The organism is Kribbella sp. NBC_01505 (genome assembly GCF_045040285.1).
In the GTDB taxonomy this organism is placed as follows: domain Bacteria; phylum Actinomycetota; class Actinomycetes; order Propionibacteriales; family Kribbellaceae; genus Kribbella.
This window is the reverse complement of record NZ_CP109425.1, coordinates 4,761,487-4,779,970: the sequence shown is the minus strand read 5'-3', so window position 1 is coordinate 4,779,970 and position 18,484 is coordinate 4,761,487. Positions and strand designations below refer to the sequence as shown.

Below are 18,484 nucleotides of genomic sequence, written 5' to 3'. Positions count from 1 at the left end.
TCGTTCCAAGTCGAATGGCAGTCAGATGGCAGCCAAGCGTCCGGTGTAGTTCATAGTGCCGTCCTGTCACACAGCGTCAAGCTACTCACCTACCGAGTCCACTTCTAGCAGCGACGGGGTGACTGACAGTGATTTTGCGCATGTGGCTCCTCCTCCTGGGAACCGCCGTACTCACCGTCCTCATGGTTCGCGACATCGCGAAGGACGTGCGAGACAGATGACCACGGTTGGGCGCCAAGCTCCGGCGGCGGCAGGACGAAGCTCGCCAGGCGAGGTCGACTACACGCGGCCGCTCCTCCTCGGCTACGTCCTGAAGCACCTCCTCATGACGGACGGCGAGCTGGCCGACATCAAAGACCACCTCGAGGAGTTCGCCAAGGTCGAGGGCTTCGCGATGGGCACGATCTACACCGAGGAAACCGAGACGACCCCGGCCGCCTTCGAAGCCCTGATCGAGGCAGTCAACCGCTACGAAGTGACCACAGTCGTGATCCCCAGCCGACTGCACTTCTCAGCCCTGGCCATCACCCACAACGTCAAAGACGCCTTCGAGCGAGCGACCGGCGCTCGAGTCGTCATTGCAAGTTCGATCGCAGGACCTGGCGGACTCGATGGAGCGCCATGGTTGTCCTCACGTGCAGCTGATCGCCGGGCACCCACCGATGTCCGTCACCGCTGACCTGCGACCGAGCCTTCCCCTCCCCTGTGGAGGGCTCGGTCGTGGATCCCACCTGCAGGCTGACGCGGGGCGTGAGACGAGTCCGCCCCGTGCCAGCCGATCCAGACCTCCAAGGCGCGGCACAAGTGCCCTGGAGCACTACGACGCTAAGTATCGGCATGGATGTTTAGCGATGCTGACTAAGAGTCTCTTGAGGAGTGATGTTGATGAGCGAAAGTGCAGTCAGGCCGTGGGGCCTCAGTCGAGCCAGCGACTTCGTGGACACGGAGCCGCTGGGTTACATCACGGTCGAGATCGATCCGGCAACTCAGCTGGGCAAGTTCCGGGACTCGAGTGGCGGGGTAGTTGACCCGATGCTCGCCTCGCCCAAGCACGGTTCCGGCACTACCACCAACCCGCGAACGGCCACCGGCCAGGACGGTGGCGGCGGTCCGGCTCCCGACAGCGACAACGGATACGACGGCGATCGCGACTGATGGCTTCAACCCACATACGTCAGCCGGTCGTCCTAGTCGCCACTGGGACCGACGATGTCACGGCAGATGCAGTCATCGCTGAATTGCATCGGCGTGGACGATGCGAGGTCGCCCGGGTCAATCCGGGCGACATGCCGCATGGCGTCGGCATGTCAGCCTTTCTCGACCCCGAGTCCGGCCGGTGGATCGGGCCGCTCACTACACCCAGCAGACAATTCGACCTCGCTGACGTGACGTCGGTGTACTGGCGGCGCCCGACGCCCGGCGATTTCCCAGGACTCGACGAAGAGGCAGCCGAGTTCGCCAAAGTGCAGGCACGCGAAGGCTTCGGCGGGGTGCTCTCCAGCCTGCCGAACGCCCGCTACGTGAATCACCCACACCGCAACTGGGCCGCAGAATACAAACCGGGTCAGCTCAGTGTGGCCGCCGAGCTCGGCTTCACGGTGCCACCGACGCTCATCACTTCCGACCCAGCCGCGGCGCGGACATTCGCCGAGAAACATGCCCCGATCATTTACAAGCCGCTTCGGCTCACCGCGATTACGCGCGACGGACGACCGCAAGCCATCTGGACGCGGCGCGTTGAGCCTGACGAACTCGATGGCTCAATTGCCGGCACCGCCCATCTGTTCCAAGCTGAAGTTGTCGGCAAGGTCGCCGATCTGCGAGTCACGGTGGTTGGAGACGAGGTGTTCTGTGTCCGGATCGATTCATCAATCAGCCGGCTCGACTGGCGCTCGGACTACGACACCTTGGCCTACGAGGTAGTCGAACCACCACCTGGCATCACCGGGCGAATGCGTAACTACCTCCGCCGCTTCGGTCTTCTCTTCGGATGCTTCGACTTCGCCCTCGATGAGCAGAACGTGCCGTACTTTCTGGAGTGCAACCCCAACGGGCAGTGGGCTTGGATGGAGCCATCCACCGGGCTGCCAATGGCGGCAGCATTCGCGAACGCGCTGGAAGGAAACCTGTGACACCCGATCAACCCACCAGGCACGCGACGGAGCTGCGCAAGAAACTCGCCGCGGACCTGACCAAGGCTGGCAATTTGCGCTCAAAAGAGTGGCGCGCAGCTGTCGAAAGCGTGCCGCGAGAGGAGTTCATTCCGGACTTCTTCGCGAAGGTCGATCGGACCGACGGCCCGACTCTGTGGGACCCGATCTCAGCACAGCGGTCCGGCGACGAACGCTGGCTCAAACTGGCCTACGAAGACATCTCGCATGTAACCCAGCTGGATGGCAAGACAACCGCCACTGATGTCACCGAGGCGGTCGACGGCAACCCGACGTCGTCGTCCACCATGCCGAGTCTCGTGCTCCGGATGTGGGAAGACCTCGAGGTGGCAGACGGAAACCGAGTGCTGGAGATCGGCACAGGTACGGGGTACTCCGCCGCGCTGGGTTGCTACCGGCTCGGAGAAGAAAACATCACGTCAGTCGAGGTCGATCCTGAGGTAGCGGCCCGAGCAGGTCGAGCTCTCGGCCGCGCCGGCTACCACCCTCATCTCATAGTCGGCGACGGTGAGACGGGAGCACCGAACACAGCGCCCTACGACCGCATCATCGCGACATGCGCGTTTCGCTACATCCCCCAAGCGTGGCTTGACCAATCCAGGCCGGGCACGATCATCCTGGTCACTCTTTCCGGCTGGCTCGGAGGCACAGGTCTCGTCAAGCTAACCGTCACGGGCGACGGTACGGCTGAAGGTCAGTTCTTACCTGGATACGTCAGCTTCATGCCGGCGAGGGCCCACAACCCCGAGCCAGCGATCATCCCGAAGATGTCCGCTGAGTCGGCGTCTCGGACAACGTCACTCGGGCCGGAGGTGTTGACGACATATGGGCCCGCACAGCTCGTCGCACAACTCGCGGTTCCCGAAGCACAGCACATCAGCTTCGGTCCCGGCAGCGACCTGCCCGAGCACATCCTCGTCCAGCCGGACGACTCGTACGCCGCGCTTTCGGCAACCGCGAGTGGCTGGATCGTCAGGCAAGGTGGTCCAGCGCGCCTCTGGGATGAGGTGGAAACAGCGATCACGGACTGGCGTCAGGCCGCCGAACCAGGCATCGAGTCCTTCCGCGTGACCGTCGCGTCGGACGAGCAGCGCGTCCATATTCCTGGCGGAATGAGTTCGGCGCTCCCCAGAAAGTAGTGGCACGCGAGCGACGCTACCTAGTTTGAACTGGCACTTGATTCACAAGGCTCAACTAGCCGTTATTGCGTCAGGCCAAGGCCGATCAGACCAAGCAGGACTCAACGCGGAGACAACATGAAACTGCACTTGACTCGCCACGCGGGGCCCGAGACGCTCTTGCTCGTTCCGCAACTGAAGGTGCTCTATGCGGACGCATACTCCGAGCCGCCCTACGACCTGTCGAGCGAAGACATCGAGCAGTTCGAGATCCGAATCGCCAAGCACGCCGACCAAGCAGGCTTCACCCTGGTCACTGGCGTGCTCGACGACCAACTCATCGGGTTCACCTACGGATTCACCTTCCCGCCCGGCCGATGGTGGACCGGCGTTACGACCGATCCACCTCCCGACAACATCGCAGACGGCCCGATCTTCGCGGTGATCGAGCTCGGCATACGTAACGACTCCCGCGGTCACGGCTACTCCCGCCGCCTCGTCGATACTCTCCTGTCCGACCGACCAGAGGCGTTCGCCAGCCTCATCTCGCGCCCGGGTGCACAGGCGCATGCGATGTACCAACGCTGGGGCTGGCAGAAGGTTGGCAACACCCAGACCTATCCACACTGGCCAATTGAGGACATCAACATCCTCCGGCCTGACTTCGGTCATTTGGGTTAGTGCCTGAGTTGGGGCCGGTTCATCGAGTCGAGGATCGTCTGCTTGTCAGTGGGGATGGCGGGTGGGATGGTCTGCTCGGTGGCGTTGATCGCGATGGTGGCTGAGCGCAGTGGCCGGAGTTGTCGGATGACGTTGCGGATCGCGAGTCCGGTGCGGTTTTGGATCTCGCGGCTGACCGCGAGGGCGGTGAACACGATGGTGAGGTGGGCCTCGATCGCGTCCTTGGTGTGGTGGAACATCGGCCGGGCGCGCAGATCGGTCTTGGACATCCGGAAGGACTGCTCGACGTGCCATAGCTCGTGGTAGCTGGCGATGACCTCGCGTGCGGGCATGACGCCGGCGGTGATATTGGTGACGTAGCCTTTCAGCCCGACCAGGCGCCGCGCCCGCGCGAGTGAGACCTCGTCCAGGCTGCGTGACCCGTTGCTGGTTTTGACGAACCGCGGAGCCTTGGCGGTCTTGTCCCCGGCGACTACGTCTTTGGCCCGGTTCTCTTGCAGAGTGAGAGTTTTGTTGTCGCGCACTGCCCGTTTGGTCGAGTAGGCCCAGACCGCCCGCCACGACCCGGGATGCTGTTCGGGATCCCAGACCGGTTCGGCTTTGAGCTTGGGGTTGTTCTCGACCTTGTGCCCGGTGCGCGGGGTGATCGTGTCGACGACTTGCCCGTCGGTGAACGCAGTCCCGTGCCAGCGGAAGTGGGACTCCAGATCGGCTGGTGCCTTTGGTCACGCGGGAGCCGACGATGAACCTCAGGTTCGCCTCATCCAGTTGACGCAGGTTGCTGGCTGACAGCATGCCTGCGTCGGCGACCACGACCATGTCGGCCAGGTTGTGGCGGTCTTGGAAGGCTTTGATGATCGGCACGATCGTGGTGGTCTCGGCCTTGTTGCCTTCAAAGCAGCCGATCTCGAGCGGGAAGCCGTGCCTGTCGACCAGCAGACCGACCACGACCTGGGGATCGACGCGGCGTTCCTTGGAGTAGCCGACCTTGCGCAGGTCGTCTTCCTTCTCGGCCTCGAAATACAGCGTGGTGACGTCGTAGAGGCACAGCGACACATCGCCGCTGGCCAGCACGTGCTCAAAACACGCGGTCGCGATCTGCTCGCGGTAATCGCGCTGCTGAGCCCGTATCAGGGTGCGGCGCATCGTCTTCTCGCTGGCCGGTTTGCACCCCAGATCGATCAGGACACGACCGGTGTCCAGGATCGAGGTCGGCTCGACGATGCGGGCGATCACCAGATCACGAAACGTCTCGTCCCCGACCGCGACGAACCCCAGCGCGCGATAGACCTCCGCGAGCACGTCGAACAGCAGCCGCGACGACGTCGCGACCACCTGCGGGGCAGACACCCGCTCCTGTTCAACACCTCGGACCGGCCCGGCGAACAACCCCGCGTCCACAGCAGGAGCGACCAGCCGCGCCTTCTTCTGCGTCGCCTCCAGCCCCAGCTCGAGCACGCCTTGACCAGCATCACCCAGCAGCCCACGAGCCCGCTCAAGCAGCAGACCCAACTCAGCCTCGGTATGCGCCGAACCCACATGCGCCACGATCCGCCGACGCCCATCCACATACTCAGCGACCTGCACAGCCGTCGCTCCCGAGGCCGTTCGCACCCGCCGCACCCACGCCACAACCCGAGCCTAGAACACTAATTAGTGCCTCAAACCACCTCCCCGGCTGGCCATCACCGCAGGTCAGCGCGCTGCGCCCCGACGAACCGAGAAGGAGTGACCGAAGTCAGGGCGTTCGCCAGCCTCATCTCGCGCCCGGGTGCACAGGCGCATGCGATGTACCAACGCTGGGGCTGGCAGAAGGTTGGCAACACCCAGACCTATCCACACTGGCCAATTGAGGACATCAACATCCTCCGGCTGTAGAGCACATGCCAAATCTGCCTGGCTGCTGGCAAGACCAAACCGTAAGTACGGCGACGTCGAACTGTGCCTTCAGAACAGTCGGTCGGGGTCAGCGATTGAAAGTCGTCGCGCCGACTCCGGTATCGGAAGCACGGAGGCAGCGGTCAAGTCCTGGTTCGTGATCAACCTCCCGGACAGGATGCGTTCCAGCAGATCCGCCTGGCGCGGCTCAAGGGCCACGCAACCCTCAATCACGGCGACAAGGGAACGCAGCTCCTCAGTCATCTCAAGCGTCCACCGGTCCGCGACAATTGTGTCCAAGGCAGACCCACCACGCCGTCCGGCCGGCGTCCTCTTTCGATAGTCGAACCAATGCTTGATAACCCGCATACCCGAGACCTCGTAGTTCCAGGCTGCCTCACTGACAGGTCCGATGCGCCCGAGTCCAACTTGCAGAAACCCACCATCCAAGATGAGTTCGATCGTGTCGGGCATCCGCTCTGCTGAACCAGGGATCGGTACGAGCACTGCGGGTCGCCGAGCCAAGTGCGCGTCTTGCGCTACTGTCGGCACAGCTTTTTCGAAGCACTCGAAGTAGGTGTGCAGCCAGATAACCTCGCGACCGATCTCGACGGCCTCTCGCCATAACTCCGGATCCCAGGTCACCGGAACCCGAGGCGTGCCCTGCTGCAGCTGGTCACGAAAGCGGTCCGTGTAGTCAGAGTGTGCTATGGCAGATGCCACGTACGCCATGACATCTGCATCGGAGACCGTTACAGCCAAAATCTTCCGAAGCAGCTTTGCCAGCCCGGGGGCAATGTTCGTCACCGCGGCGGTCGCATCGCAGTACAGAGGATGTACTCGGCCACCTCGACCTTTATAGAAGTCCACATCTGGCACATGCCGACTGAAGACAACCGCTGGCCCACCGGTGATCGGATTATTGGTCTGAGTCACCAAATAGACCTGCTGTTCGCTATGCGAGCTCCACAGGGCCAGCCGCGGAAAATCGATGACGCGCTCGTCAGAGATGAGGTACTGCCGATCAAAGCTCCGGTACCCGACGGGAGACAAACTGGGAGTAGGCGACTTCTCGTTGCGCAGAGACAGGCGATGCTTGTCGCTTAAGTGAGACCGCAGAACTTTGTCTATCGTCCTGTCTCGTGTCTCTTTGAGAAGCTTCCGCTTCTCGTTCGCCGACGCCAGCACGAAGGTACGCCATCGCTCGCGTAGAACGTCCGCACTGGGCGAATGTACCCAGGCTCTGTTCGTCGTGAATCCCAAGGAACCTACCGGGAAGAGATCCCCAACCTCCGGGCACCTAGCCCACGAGTCTTCCTTTATTGGCCGAAGTGGCGCGGTCCAGTCTTCTGTGCAACTGCTCCACCCGTCGCTGGACGAGCCCAGGCCTGCCAGCGCTGCGAACTTGACCGCCTGTGTTCCCTCAACAGACGTGTGCAAAATAGTGGCAGGTATGGACGGATTCGCGGGCGCCTTTCGTACGAAGATTCCGATGCACACCGGGTGGGGAACCCCCGGAAAGACGCGGGTGTGAATGCTTGAGCGATGACCTTCAGGTGAAAGATCAACGATCCAGCCCCGATCTGCCTGCCGCCGCAGGTAGCGACGCATTCCTGCGAATGCCGGGCCGTCCAGATAGGCCTGGGTCGTGATAAACGCAACTACTCCAGCCGACGAATCCGGCGTCGACTCGAACGCCTTCCACAGCGCCCACCGCCAGAAGTAGATAGCGAGGTCATGCAGCTTGTGCTCGTGCTTCCCATTGCTCGCCTCACGGAAGTCATCCAACAATGCAGTCCCCCTGCGGTCCGCCTGAAGTACCCATTTCCCGTAGTTCTTCGCACGTGCGCGATAAGGAGGATTACCAAGGACGACCATTACCTGTTCCTCGGCCTTCACCTTGTTCGCCGCTCGGCGTGAATCTGCAAGCGGCGCGTACAGCCGCGCTCGGATTGGCAGTGGCACCTTGTCTGGATCGTCCAGCGTGTCCGCAACATAGAGCCGAAAGTCTTCGCCCTTCGCTTCGGCGTTGTGGGTATCCAAAGCCCGGTCCAGCTTCAGCTCCGCGACCGCGTATGGTCCGATCTGGCGCTCGAACCCGATCAACCGATTGAGCAGCGCCCTCAGCGATGCTGGGACGTCACCGCCCTCATCGGCAGTCGCCTCGGCGACTCGATCGAGCACGCTCTGCAAGAAAGTCCCGGTGCCCATGGCTGGATCTAGTACGACGACGGCCGGGTTCGAGAGGCCAGCATTCAGGCCGAGCTCAGTCTGCAGGACCTCGTCCACGAAACGCGCCATGAAGTCGGCGATCGGAGTCGGTGTGTAGTAGGCACCGGTCTGCTTCCGGAGCGCCGGATCGTATGCTTGGAGGAATTCCTCATAGAGCCAGTGGTAAGAGCCAGCCGAAGGCCACCGACTCCAGTCGGCTGCCCCGATGACTCGCCGCATGGTCTGTAGTGCCACGCTGCGTTCCTCAACGCTAAGTCCACGATCTGGGCGGGCAGTGAGAATTGATAGAGCGCGGCCGACCAGCAGGTGGCGCTTTGCCAAACGTTCACCAATGTCCGGGATCTCGAGCCCCTCGAAGATCACTCCCTCCCGCCTCGCAAGGAGGAGCCCGAAGGTAATCGTCTGCGCATAGGCGTCGACAAACTCGTCGTCGGTGAGGTCTGGGAACAGCCACTCTTGCCAGTCGGCGAGATGCTCGGTGAATAACGGCTTCGAATCGCCCTTCCTCTCCCTGTGAACAGACGAGCTCACCTCCTCGCGGAGAAAAGAACACAAGCCGGCTGAGATCTTGATTAACGTCCGTAGATCTCGTGGCGCTGCCGGCTCCCAGAGCAGGAAGGTGCTCATCAGGGACGCGAATCCACTGTCGCGCGCCCGCAGCTTGGATCCAGCCCGAGCCAAGTCCCCATCAAGGACAATCGGATGGCCGATGGGTTGCCCGTAGTGATAGACCGCCCATGTGGAACCGTCGGTGTACATGACGTTCGGCAAGGCCTTGAAGCGTTCCCACTGAGACCGATCGCGCGACTTTCCCCATCGAGCCCCGCCCGGCACCCCCACGCCCGGTGCTTTTAGCTCAACAACTCCGATGCGGGCCCCTGCCACGTCTACAGCTAGATCTGGCCGGATCCCCAACGAACGTTCAGCAGCCTCGCTGTGAACCAGCGCCTCTAAACCGAGCAGGCGCGCAACGTCAAGCAGGAGTGCTTCTACCGCGGAGGTGAGATTGGCCTCCGACTGCCCAACGCCTGCACGCAACTTCGGCGCAACAAGCGAGCCGAACCTCGATACGGCCTCATCGAAGCGCTGCCCGAAATCCTCAACCGGATCGGCGTTAGCCCGCGCTCCACCAAGATCTCGTTCGTCAGTACGCGCCACCAGACCTCCTTGCGGACTACCAGCAGAAACCTGGTTGCTCCTCTCGCCGCAAGACATCTGTCGGATGTGTTGTCCCCACTACACTCCGTTGCATCAGGATGGGCGACACAATCTGAATCTGCAAGATCGGGACCCTGAGACCACGCCAGAGACTCAAGCCAAATCAGTGAATGGCACTCCCTAGAGATCAGTGTCACGGCCGGTGGGCCTGGCTCCCCGACATCGCTGACGCGGTAGTCACAGCAATCGCGAGCGGACTCGCACTGTCGAACGATCTACGGTCTTGACGAATGAATGCCCGTGTAGCCGGGCTCGCGTTGCGCCGGATTGGCGGCTGTCTCGGTTGCAGCCACCGCCGTCGCCGCATGCCTGGCTCTACATCCGCGAGCCGATTAGGACTACGACTGAATGAGGCCGGCTCCTCTATCCGAAGCCGGCCTCTGATCCCGGCTGGCCGGGAAGGGACTGTTGACGGATTGGTCCTAACTTTCGGAGGGTGTCAGGCGGCGCCGGACGGAACGCCTGTCAGCTGCGCCGGTATGCTGGAAGAGCCTGCCAGCGCGACTAGCGCATCGTCCAGCAGCCGGCGGATGGACGCATTCAAGCCGGTGCACTCGCTGTCGATAGCTCCGGCCTTCTTCTGAATACCATCCGCGAGCTTCTTGACCTTGGTGAGCCTGCCCAACTGCCCGAGTGCTTCCTCGATCTTCTCCTCGGCGGTGGCTACTTCGCTGGTTCCAGTCCGCGAGGTGGCGGTGAGCGCGACCGTGCGGATGAGCAGTACGACAGTGCGCAGCAGTTCAGGATCGTCACTGGTCGGATCAAACGCCAGGACGAGGCGCCGTGGCCCGAGCACGCGGATCGACTGGCCGTCGTTCTGGTCCGGCGTACGGACGATGCCGATCGCAGCGACCGCATCGCGGTTCCGCTCGGCCTCGTCGAAGTACTCTCCCCAACCAATGCGCCGCGAGTCAGTCATCTCGAGCACGACGTGAACACAGCCAGCCACTTTGAGGACGCCGTCGCCCTTCTTGCAGCGCGGTAAGTGACCATGCAGTACGCACGGGCAGCCGGACAGCTAGCGGCAGGAGCCTGTTCGTTCGACCTCTGGAGCGCAGGCACGCCGCCTCGGATTTTGCAGCAGCTTCTGCAAGATCTCGCGGTTTCCCATCAGTGAACCGGCAGTCTCCGACTCACATCCAGGCTCAGCTCGAACACGGCGCGCACATCAAGACGGCCCCTCGAGCGGCCCGTCCGGACGTCATATCTGCACGCGCCTCCCCAGCACTCTCAAGCCGCCCTCCACTGCCTGGAGTGCTCTCAACACTATGTGTCAGCGTGTTCCTGCGGCCACAATTCGCTGCTGCAGCAAGATGCAACTTGCCCTGCGGCTGAATTGGCGGATGGTGTCGAGGCGCTTCTTGACGAAGGCTCCAACGAACCCCACGAGGCATCCGCTGGCACGCCAGCCCCGGGGTGGTTGGGCGCGGGCGATAGCCCGCGAGGAACTGAGGGTGGGCGGGTGCGCGCGTAGCGGGAGTGACGAAGGAGCGACTGCGTAGCACGCGGGGATGGTGGCGTCAGAGGTCTAGGGCTAGGTGGAGTTGGCGGGTCCACCAGGTGAGTTGGTCAGCCGAGGTGGAGGTGGTTAGGCCGGCGCTTCGGCGGAAGGCGGGGCCGTAGAGGGATTCGGTGGCCATTGCCTGGTGTAGGGCGGCTACGGCTAGGCGGGTGTCGGTTAGGGATGCGGTCGCGGGGCGGAGTTGGTGTAGGGCGTCGACTACTGGGTCCAGCATTCCGCTGCCGGTGTCTCGCCAGCCGGCGGCGTGGAGGGCGATGGCTAGTTCGCCGTAGCCCTGGTTGTAGACGTCGGCGAAGGCTTGGACTAGGGCGTGGAGGTCGGCGCTGTCCTCGAGCCATGAGGCGATGGCGGTTTGGAGGGCTGTGCGCAGTTGGCGGCCGCCGTGGCGGAGGAGTTCTTGTAGGAGGTTGTCGCGGTTTTGGAAGTGGTGCGTGACGCCGGTGTCGGTCATGCCTACTCGGGCGGCTACGGCGCGGACCTGTACGGCGGGGGCGCCTCCTTCGGCGAGGAGGGCGGCGGCTGCGTTGAGGATGAGGAGGCGTGCCTCCTCGGGGGGCCTGCGGATTCGCGGTGGCGTCACAGCGCCGAATGTACCTTGACGCATCAAGGTAGGAGGCAATAGGTTCCTTACCTTGAGTGGTCAAGGTAAGGAGGAATGATGGCTGAAGTCGTCCTCGACCGAGGAGACGTGCGACTTAGCGGTACGGCGGTTGGTGCAGGCCCAACGGTCTTGTTGCTTCATGCCGGTGGTGAGGAGCGGGGTGTGTGGGCGCCGATCGCGGCGGCGCTTGATCGGCGTGGGCTGCGGACGGTGGCGTTCGATTTGCGCGGCCACGGGGAGAGCGAAGGAGCTGCCAAGACGCTCGAGGAGATCGCGGAGGACGTGACCGCGATGATCCGGCAGGAGAAGGCAGCCATGGTGGTGGGCGCCTCGCTTGGTGGACTGGCGGCAGTACGCGCTCTCTCCGAGAACAAAGTAGAGGGCGTTGCCGGGTTGGTGCTGGTTGATGTTTTGCCGCATCTCGATCCAGAGCACGCTCGCGGCTGGCTCGACGAGCAAGGCCTTCTTGAGGAGAACCCCGAACTCATCGCGGACATCTTCGAGCACCGCGAGGAACTGCAGAACTCCAAGCTCCAGCTACCGATTCTGCTGGTCCGGGCTGGTCCAGCCTCGCCGGTGAGAGACGCCGACGTGGACCGATTCCGCGCCGACCATCCGACGCTGATGGTCGCGCAAGTGAAAGAAGCGAGCCACTTGATCGCCCGCGATACCCCAGCACAACTCGCCCGCATCATCGGTGACTGGACGGAGACCCAAACATGACCCGCCTCATCAAGTACGCCGGCATTGCCGCGCTCGTCATAGGCAGCATCTGGTTCGTGGTCTCCTGCGGTACGACGCTGTCCGGCGACATGTGCGGTTCACAGGGCATGGAGCCCGGCGACGTCTGCGTCGACCAGAGCGGAAACAAAGAGACCTACGACGAGAAGGTCGCGGCCAAGGAACGCGCGCCGGAGCACATGAAGTCCGCCGGCGCGATCTTCGTGGTGGGCCTGGCGATGAGCGTCCTCAGCGAACTTCTCCCGGTCCTCGCCGAGCGAAAGCGCCTACGCCAAAACCCTGAGGCCTAACGCCCTGCGGCCTAAACACCCTGGCGCCTAAACACCCCGGGCTGTCAGATAAGCGGCCGCGAAGGTCTGCCGATCGGCCTCGTCGAGTCGGCCCGCGATGTTGCGCCAGGCGGAGGAGAGCGCCCAACTGTCGAGAGGGATGCGGGCGACCGCGGCACCGGCTTCGGCGAGCAGGCCGCGGGAGGCGGCGATGGTGGCGACGTTGAGGAAGGCTCGTTCGCGGCCGCTGTAGATGTCCTTGCCGATGGTTTCCGCAACCGCCAGCCCTGCAGCGAGATCTGCGATCGCCACCTCGGCGACGGCCGACCGGGATCCGCCGACCAGCCACAACAGTTCCAAACCGGCTTCCGCGTACCCGTGCTCAAGCGCGGCCAACCCTGCCATCCTGAGCGCAGCATCGCGGTACCGCGGCGGCAGCGTCAACGCAGCCTCCACAACGCGATCGGCCATACCCGCACCAGCCAGCGTCGTACACAGATTGATGACGATGTCGCGTCGATGCACGGCAACAGGCTGGCTGTATCGCCGCGCAGCCTGCTCGGTCGCGATGCCGGTAGCCATCGCCAGCGCAGCGGTGAGATGCCCACCAACACCCGAAGCCATCACCAGCGCATGACACGGCTCAGTAATCGCTAGCGCCTCATCGATCCGCCCCTGCGCGGCCGCAGCACAAGCGATGTGCCGCATGAACGCGTACGTCGGACCATTGAGCTGATCACGGATCAGCGGCAGATCCGGCGGCCGGTAAACGCGCGCCGCGTCGATCACGCCCCGCTCAACCTGCCCCGCCACCGCGGCCAGCTCAGCCAGCGCGAACGCAGGCACCACATCCCCATGGTCAGCGACCTCTGCGGCCAAAGCCTCCGCTCGAGCAAGCAGACCCGCGGCCGGAACCCGACCGGCTCGAACGAGGCCGCGGCCGATCACCACCAGCGTGTAGAGCTGGTCCCGCAAAGGAACGTGCTCATCCAGCAACGCCAACGCATCCGACAGGTCGCCTCGGGCCGCGGTTGCGGCAAGCACCGCTGCCGTCTGATGCCGCCGACCCTCTTCACTGTCGATCCCCGCCACCAGAGCAAGCGCCGTACGCGGGTGCCCCTGAATAGCGGCCGCTCGCGCAGCCTTCCGCCGTACGGCGCCCTTGTCCCACTCCCGCGCGAACTCGACGGCGGCCAGGGCGTGCGCCAGTTCCCCATGGGCTCCCGCCGCACGTGCACCCGGTACGACGTCGTACGCCGGAGGGGGATTCTCGAAGTCGTACCGCATACAGATCGCCGGGTCGGTGAGCATCGCGAGCGCAATGTCCCGATCGCCCTGCCCAGCAACCGCTTCAGCCAACTCGAGCGCGCTCACCGTATCCGGCTCGAGGTCGTCCACCAGTTCCATTGCCTCCGGCACCATTCCACGCCGGGCCATCACAACGGCAAACTTTCGCAAGACCTCGGTACGCCGCCCGCTCGCCTCCGCGAGCGCAAGCGCGGAACCAATGTCCTCGACCCGCGCCGCAAGCTCACCGACATACCGGCCGAGGGACCAGTCGGAAAAGAGGTCCGCGAACCGCATCGCCCCCGGCAGCGGCGCTGCTGCACGAGCGGCAGACAGCCGGGCATAGTGCCGGCGCCGCGGACCCGAGATCCGGGCGATGACCTCGAACGCCTGGTCGAAGTCACCACGCCGAGACAGCGCCACGGCCAGCTCCGTCCGCGCGATGTCCGCCTTTTCGATGCCCACGGCATCCATCTCGACCGTTGCCAGCGGCACCGTCAACGCCTCATCGACCAGCCCACCGGCAAGCAGCACCGCAACCCGCGCCGGATCTCCAGCCACCTGCTCAGCAAGAGCTCGCGCGACCTCGGGATCTCCCGAGAGCCGGGCCTCTTCCGCGCTCACCGCGGCGAACGCGCGATCCCGCCGTACTGCAGGAAGGCTCTCAAGGACGGCATGAGCCTGCCGCACGCCGCCACATCGAGCCAGCTCGACCGCACACCGCTCCTGCAGATGGAGCGCCAGGCCCGGCTCCACATTGGCCGCGATCTCCTGGACCACCCCAGCCGCCGATGCAGCTACCGCAGCACGCGTCACGGCAATGGCCGCGAGTCCCCGAGGCACCACACGCTCCACCGATGCAGCCTTCTGGCCAGCACGCAGGAGCAGTTCCAGGCGGCGCTCGGCCGAGTCAGACACTGCGGCCAACGACAGCAGGATCCGCACGGCCACTGCAGGATCCGGGACGCGCTCGACAAACGCATCCGCCGCAGCGGCGTGACCCGCGGCCGCCCACTGCGCAGGAGTCCCGAACATAGCGCCCAGTCTCCCCGGCACCGCACTCGACGCAAGTCAATGGCCGAAACCTGCCACTTCCTGCAACGTCTGTACGGCGCCGGCGCGGGGCGATCTGCACTGCGTGAGCAGTATCCTCAGTGCCGTTCGCAAGACCTCAACAGCTCCGGGGAGAATAGATCGTGACGTCACGAGCGGCATGGTTGCCGTTGGCAATTCTGGCGAGTGCAGCGCTGCTGACAGGCTGCGGCGAGGAAAAGCCGCCGCCGGCCATCGAGTTCGGCGCGGCGAAACCGGCCGGCGACCAGATCGGCCTCAAGCCGCAGTCCGGTACCGCGGTGGCGCTCTCCGAGTGGCCCGACGCCTGCAAGCTGGTGACCGACCCCGAGATCACCGCGATCCTTCCGCAGGCCAAGGACTTCGAGCGGACGCCGGTCAAGGTCACGATCACCAACTTCAATCCGCTGAAGGCAGCAGATCCCAGTACGGTCGGCGACGTGCCGCGCGGCGGATGCGAGTTCGAGTTCGCCCTCCCCGCCGGCAAGGACAAGAGCGCTCGCAACAGCAGCTTCACCGTCACCGTGACGGCGGTCGCCGATCCCGCACTGGTGGCGGCGCGCTACGCGGAGGACAAGAAGAAGGAAGCCGGCGACGACAACGAGTTCAAGGACCTGGCCGCCGCCTGGGGCACCAAGGGCTGCTACTCGTACGGCGGCGCCCTGAACAGAACTGCGGAGTGCTACCAGGGCCCGTACCTGTTCGAGGTCACCGGCTCGAGCTCGGCCGGGGGCCTGGGGCCAAACCCTGGCAAGAAGGCCACCCTCAACGAGACCACCGCCGCTGAGAAGCAGCGCTACGAGAACTGGATCAACAAGGTCCTGACACCGGTCGTCCAGACCGTCGGCGCCCGGATGTCCTGAGGTCTACCCGACGGTGATGGCGTCGAGGCGTTCCTTGATGAACGCCGCTGAGGTGACCGGCTCCAGGCCGGTCACCTTGCCGATCGGTGGCTGCTGCGGAGTGACGACCGCGTCGTGGTTGGCCTCGTAGAAATAGATCAGCGAGACCAGATCCTCTTCGGGTGCGTGCGGCTGTGGCGGCAGCACGCGGTGCCGTCCGGATGGCCAGCGCCGTCCACTCCAGTGTTCCAGCAGGTCACCGATATTGACCGTGAGCACGCCCGGCTCCCAAGGTGCGTCCTCCCAACCACCTGACTCGGAATACACCTGCAGGCCGCCCGCGCCCGGCTCGCGGTCCAGCACGGTCACAGTGCCGAAGTCGGTGTGCGGACCGATGCGGAACTGTCCCGGCTCGGGCTCACCCACCACGCTCACCGGCGGATAGCGGTTGATGTTCATCGTCCACGTGGGGTGATCGGCCAACGTGGCGAACGGGTTGCTCGGCAATCCCAGCGCGTGCGCGAACAGCGCCAGCAGATCATCGGATAGTTGCCGCATCACCGCGGTGTATTCGTCCACAAGCGCTTGCAGGGAAGGAACTTCGGCCGGCCACACGTTCGGTGCGAACCAGAGCCGGTCCACCTCCGCATCCCCGGTCGCCGTCTCCGCGCCCAGGCTGTAGCTCTCCTTGAGATCCGGCGGGGACTGGGTGCCCTCGGCAAGCGCATTGGCTTCCGCGCCCGGACCGAGCCAGCCGTGTCCACCCACCGGCACCGAATAGCGCGCCTTGACGTCGGTCGGCAGCGCGAAGAACTCGCGGCTGGCCGCCCGCACCCGCGCAGCCAGTCCGGTGTCAACGCCATGCCCCGTGACGAGGATGAAGCCGGCCTGCTGCAGTCCCGCGTCGACTTCCGCCGCAACTGCATCGGCCTGGGCACCGCCGGCGTACCAGCGGGAGATGTCGATGGTGGTGATCGCGCTCATTCGGAGACCCCGATATCTTCGTTCCACAGTGCCGGATTCGCGGCAATGAACTCGGTCATCATCGTCACACAGCGCGGATCGTCGAGCAGTGTGACGGTCACGCCGTGCTCGGCCAGCCAGTCCTGACCGCCGTCGAAGGTTCGGTTCTCGCCGATGACCACCGCACCGATACCGAACTGCCGGATCAACCCGCTGCAGTACCAGCACGGCGCCAGCGTCGTCACCATCACCGTGGACCGATAGTCACGTTGACGGCCCGCGTTGCGGAAGGCATCCGTCTCACCGTGTACGGACGGGTCGTCGTTCTGCACGCGACGGTTGTGACCACTCCCCAGCAGCACGCCGTCCGAGCTGAACAGCGCCGCCCCGATCGGAATCCCGCCCTCAGCCAAGCCATTGCGGGCCTCTAAAACGGCTACCTCGAGCATCTCCGAAGGCGTCATACCGCAACGATCTCACTGTTGATCCTGGACCGGCACAACAGCAGGTAGCCGCCGCCGGCGAGCAGGAATCCGACGAAGAAAGTGACGTCACCGAGCCCGGGCACGGCCTTCGTAACGATGCCGGTGAACTTCTCCTGGTTGGAGAACAGCACCACCGATCCGACGAGACCGATCAGGAACGACAGCAGGCCGCCCCAGTTCGCGTAGGACCGGTCGTACAGGAAGTGGGCGATCGACTGCCCTCGCCGCAGATACTGATCGGCGAGCACCACGCCCAGCCAGGGCCCAACCCAGTAGGCGATGATCAGCAGGAAGGCTTCGTAGCTGGTGGCCGCGTCCGGCAGCGCCCACCACGCGACCAGGAAGCCGGCCGCACCGAAGAACACCGTGACCAGCGCACGGGCGATGTGCCCGGGCAGCTTCACGCCGATCGTCACGAAGGCCATCGCGCCGGAATAGATGTTGATCGAGTTGGCGGCGATCGCCCCGATCGCGATGGCCAGCAGCGTGGCCTTGGCGATCGGCGAGGACAGCTCGCCGGTGAAGGCTTGCGTGGGGTTGTCGGAGAGGGCCGGCCCGATGGTCACCGATGCGGCGCCGACCATCTCCAGCACCGTGCACGACAGGAACAGACCTGCTGCAGCGAACAGTCCAGTACGGCGGCCTGACACCGTCGATGGCAGATAGCGCGTGTAGTCCGCGGCGTACGGCGTCCAACCCGCGGCGTACCCGAACGCCGTACCGACCGTCAGCAGAAACCCGCCGAGCGAACCGTTGCCGACCACCGGGTCCAGCGCGGGCGCGCCAAGCTGCGACTTCATCAGGATCGCGACCGAGGCGACGGCGAAGATCACCGCCAGGACCGGAAACGCGTACTTCTCGAAGGCCTGCACCAGGTTGTGGCCGAAGAACGCGAACGCCGTCTGGGTCAGCACGATGATGATCAGACCCAGCAACGGACCGATGCCGAACAGTGCGGCCAGCGCATACGCGCCGCTTACGCTGTTCGTCGCGAACCAGCCCACGCCCGCGGTGATCGACATCAGTACGGCGGGCAGCGCGTTCCCCTTGAACCCGAAAGCCAGCCGGCCCGACACCATCTGCGGAACCCCGTGCCGCGGGCCCCGCGCCGACAGGAAGTAGTGGGCCAGCGCACCCAGCCCCGTGCCGAGCGCCACCCCGGCAACCGCCTGCCAGAAGCTCATCCCGTAAACCGCTACGGCCAGAACGCCGACAAAGATCGTCGCGAACTCGAGATTCGGCGACATCCAGGTCCAGAACAGCTGGCTGGGCTTGCCGTGCCTGTCCTCCTCGGCAATCACCTCGCTGCCGCCGGGCTCGACCGCGAACGTGCGATCCCGGTACGTGCCGTCGGTCGTCGGTTCAGCCGCTGCCATCCGAAGATTGTGGCCCGCCCCGATCACCC

General features: G+C 64.4%; 16 protein-coding genes and 1 pseudogene. 9 read left to right on the top strand and 8 right to left on the bottom strand.

All coding sequences use genetic code 11. The annotated features are described in order from the left end of the window. Positions 1 to 217 precede the first annotated feature (217 nt). The 5 genes from OG474_RS22575 (at position 218) to OG474_RS22555 (ending at position 3,970) form a co-directional block, all read left to right on the top strand. On the top strand, positions 218 to 679 hold the full coding sequence (locus tag OG474_RS22575) for a hypothetical protein (protein WP_405064345.1): 462 nt from the start codon (positions 218 to 220) through the stop codon (positions 677 to 679). 206 nt (positions 680 to 885) lie between these two features. Continuing rightward, positions 886 to 1,155 (top strand): putative ATP-grasp-modified RiPP, encoded by a 270-nt coding sequence (tgmA, locus tag OG474_RS22570; RefSeq protein ID WP_405064344.1) that lies wholly within the window; start codon positions 886 to 888, stop codon positions 1,153 to 1,155. Then, positions 1,155 to 2,132 carry an ATP-grasp ribosomal peptide maturase gene (tgmB, locus tag OG474_RS22565; protein ID WP_405064343.1) on the top strand — a complete coding sequence of 326 codons (978 nt, stop codon included), beginning with the start codon at positions 1,155 to 1,157 and terminating at the stop codon, positions 2,130 to 2,132. The genes tgmA and tgmB overlap by 1 nt, the downstream gene beginning before the upstream one ends. Then, positions 2,063 to 3,310, top strand: coding sequence for an ATP-grasp peptide maturase system methyltransferase (gene tgmC, locus OG474_RS22560; RefSeq protein ID WP_405064342.1), 1,248 nt, complete (start codon positions 2,063 to 2,065; stop codon positions 3,308 to 3,310). The genes tgmB and tgmC overlap by 70 nt, the downstream gene beginning before the upstream one ends. Before the next feature lie 117 nt (positions 3,311 to 3,427). After that, entirely contained in the window at positions 3,428 to 3,970 is a 543-nt protein-coding gene (locus OG474_RS22555; RefSeq protein ID WP_405064341.1) for a GNAT family N-acetyltransferase, read from the top strand. On the opposite strand, the pseudogene OG474_RS22550 reads toward OG474_RS22555, so the two are convergent. Continuing rightward, positions 3,967 to 5,602, bottom strand: a pseudogene (locus OG474_RS22550) (IS1634 family transposase). The gene OG474_RS22555 and the pseudogene OG474_RS22550 overlap by 4 nt on opposite strands. A gap of 96 nt (positions 5,603 to 5,698) precedes the next feature. Here OG474_RS22550 and OG474_RS22545 point away from each other — a divergent pair. Continuing rightward, the gene (locus tag OG474_RS22545) at positions 5,699 to 5,848 is read left to right on the top strand and encodes a hypothetical protein (RefSeq protein WP_405064340.1); all 150 of its coding nucleotides are present in this window, start codon (positions 5,699 to 5,701) and stop codon (positions 5,846 to 5,848) included. 69 nt (positions 5,849 to 5,917) lie between these two features. Here OG474_RS22545 and OG474_RS22540 read toward each other — a convergent pair whose 3' ends face one another. The 3 genes from OG474_RS22540 to OG474_RS22530 all read right to left on the bottom strand — a co-directional run bounded on the left by OG474_RS22540 (position 5,918) and on the right by OG474_RS22530 (position 11,400). After that, positions 5,918 to 9,238, bottom strand: a complete 3,321-nt coding sequence (locus OG474_RS22540; RefSeq protein ID WP_405064339.1) for a type ISP restriction/modification enzyme — start codon at positions 9,236 to 9,238, stop codon at positions 5,918 to 5,920. A 499-nt stretch (positions 9,239 to 9,737) separates the two neighbouring features. Continuing rightward, positions 9,738 to 10,217, bottom strand: a complete 480-nt coding sequence (locus tag OG474_RS22535; RefSeq protein WP_405064338.1) for a hypothetical protein — start codon at positions 10,215 to 10,217, stop codon at positions 9,738 to 9,740. A gap of 601 nt (positions 10,218 to 10,818) precedes the next feature. Next, complete coding sequence (locus OG474_RS22530; RefSeq protein WP_405064337.1) at positions 10,819 to 11,400, bottom strand: TetR/AcrR family transcriptional regulator; 582 nt, start codon at positions 11,398 to 11,400, stop codon at positions 10,819 to 10,821. A gap of 75 nt (positions 11,401 to 11,475) precedes the next feature. On the opposite strand from OG474_RS22530, the gene OG474_RS22525 reads away from it, so the two are divergent. Continuing rightward, positions 11,476 to 12,144, top strand: coding sequence for an alpha/beta fold hydrolase (locus OG474_RS22525; RefSeq protein WP_405064336.1), 669 nt, complete (start codon positions 11,476 to 11,478; stop codon positions 12,142 to 12,144). Further along, a complete protein-coding gene (locus OG474_RS22520) occupies positions 12,141 to 12,452 on the top strand; it encodes a hypothetical protein (protein WP_405064335.1) in 312 nt (103 codons plus the stop codon). The genes OG474_RS22525 and OG474_RS22520 overlap by 4 nt, the downstream gene beginning before the upstream one ends. Before the next feature lie 27 nt (positions 12,453 to 12,479). Here OG474_RS22520 and OG474_RS22515 read toward each other — a convergent pair whose 3' ends face one another. After that, entirely contained in the window at positions 12,480 to 14,753 is a 2,274-nt protein-coding gene (locus tag OG474_RS22515; protein WP_405064334.1) for a hypothetical protein, read from the bottom strand. Positions 14,754 to 14,914: 161 nt separating this feature from the next. On the opposite strand from OG474_RS22515, the gene OG474_RS22510 reads away from it, so the two are divergent. Further along, positions 14,915 to 15,652, top strand: a complete 738-nt coding sequence (locus OG474_RS22510; RefSeq protein WP_405064333.1) for a hypothetical protein — start codon at positions 14,915 to 14,917, stop codon at positions 15,650 to 15,652. A 3-nt stretch (positions 15,653 to 15,655) separates the two neighbouring features. Here OG474_RS22510 and OG474_RS22505 read toward each other — a convergent pair whose 3' ends face one another. From OG474_RS22505 to OG474_RS22495, 3 genes are read right to left on the bottom strand one after another with little or no spacing between them, the layout of a single operon-like run. Continuing rightward, the gene (locus OG474_RS22505; protein WP_405064332.1) at positions 15,656 to 16,615 is read right to left on the bottom strand and encodes an isopenicillin N synthase family dioxygenase; all 960 of its coding nucleotides are present in this window, start codon (positions 16,613 to 16,615) and stop codon (positions 15,656 to 15,658) included. Continuing rightward, positions 16,612 to 17,058 (bottom strand): nucleoside deaminase, encoded by a 447-nt coding sequence (locus OG474_RS22500; RefSeq protein ID WP_405064331.1) that lies wholly within the window; start codon positions 17,056 to 17,058, stop codon positions 16,612 to 16,614. Before OG474_RS22500 ends, OG474_RS22505 begins: the two co-directional genes overlap by 4 nt. Next, complete coding sequence (locus OG474_RS22495) at positions 17,055 to 18,455, bottom strand: purine-cytosine permease family protein (RefSeq protein WP_405064330.1); 1,401 nt, start codon at positions 18,453 to 18,455, stop codon at positions 17,055 to 17,057. The genes OG474_RS22500 and OG474_RS22495 overlap by 4 nt, the downstream gene beginning before the upstream one ends. Positions 18,456 to 18,484 lie beyond the last annotated feature (29 nt).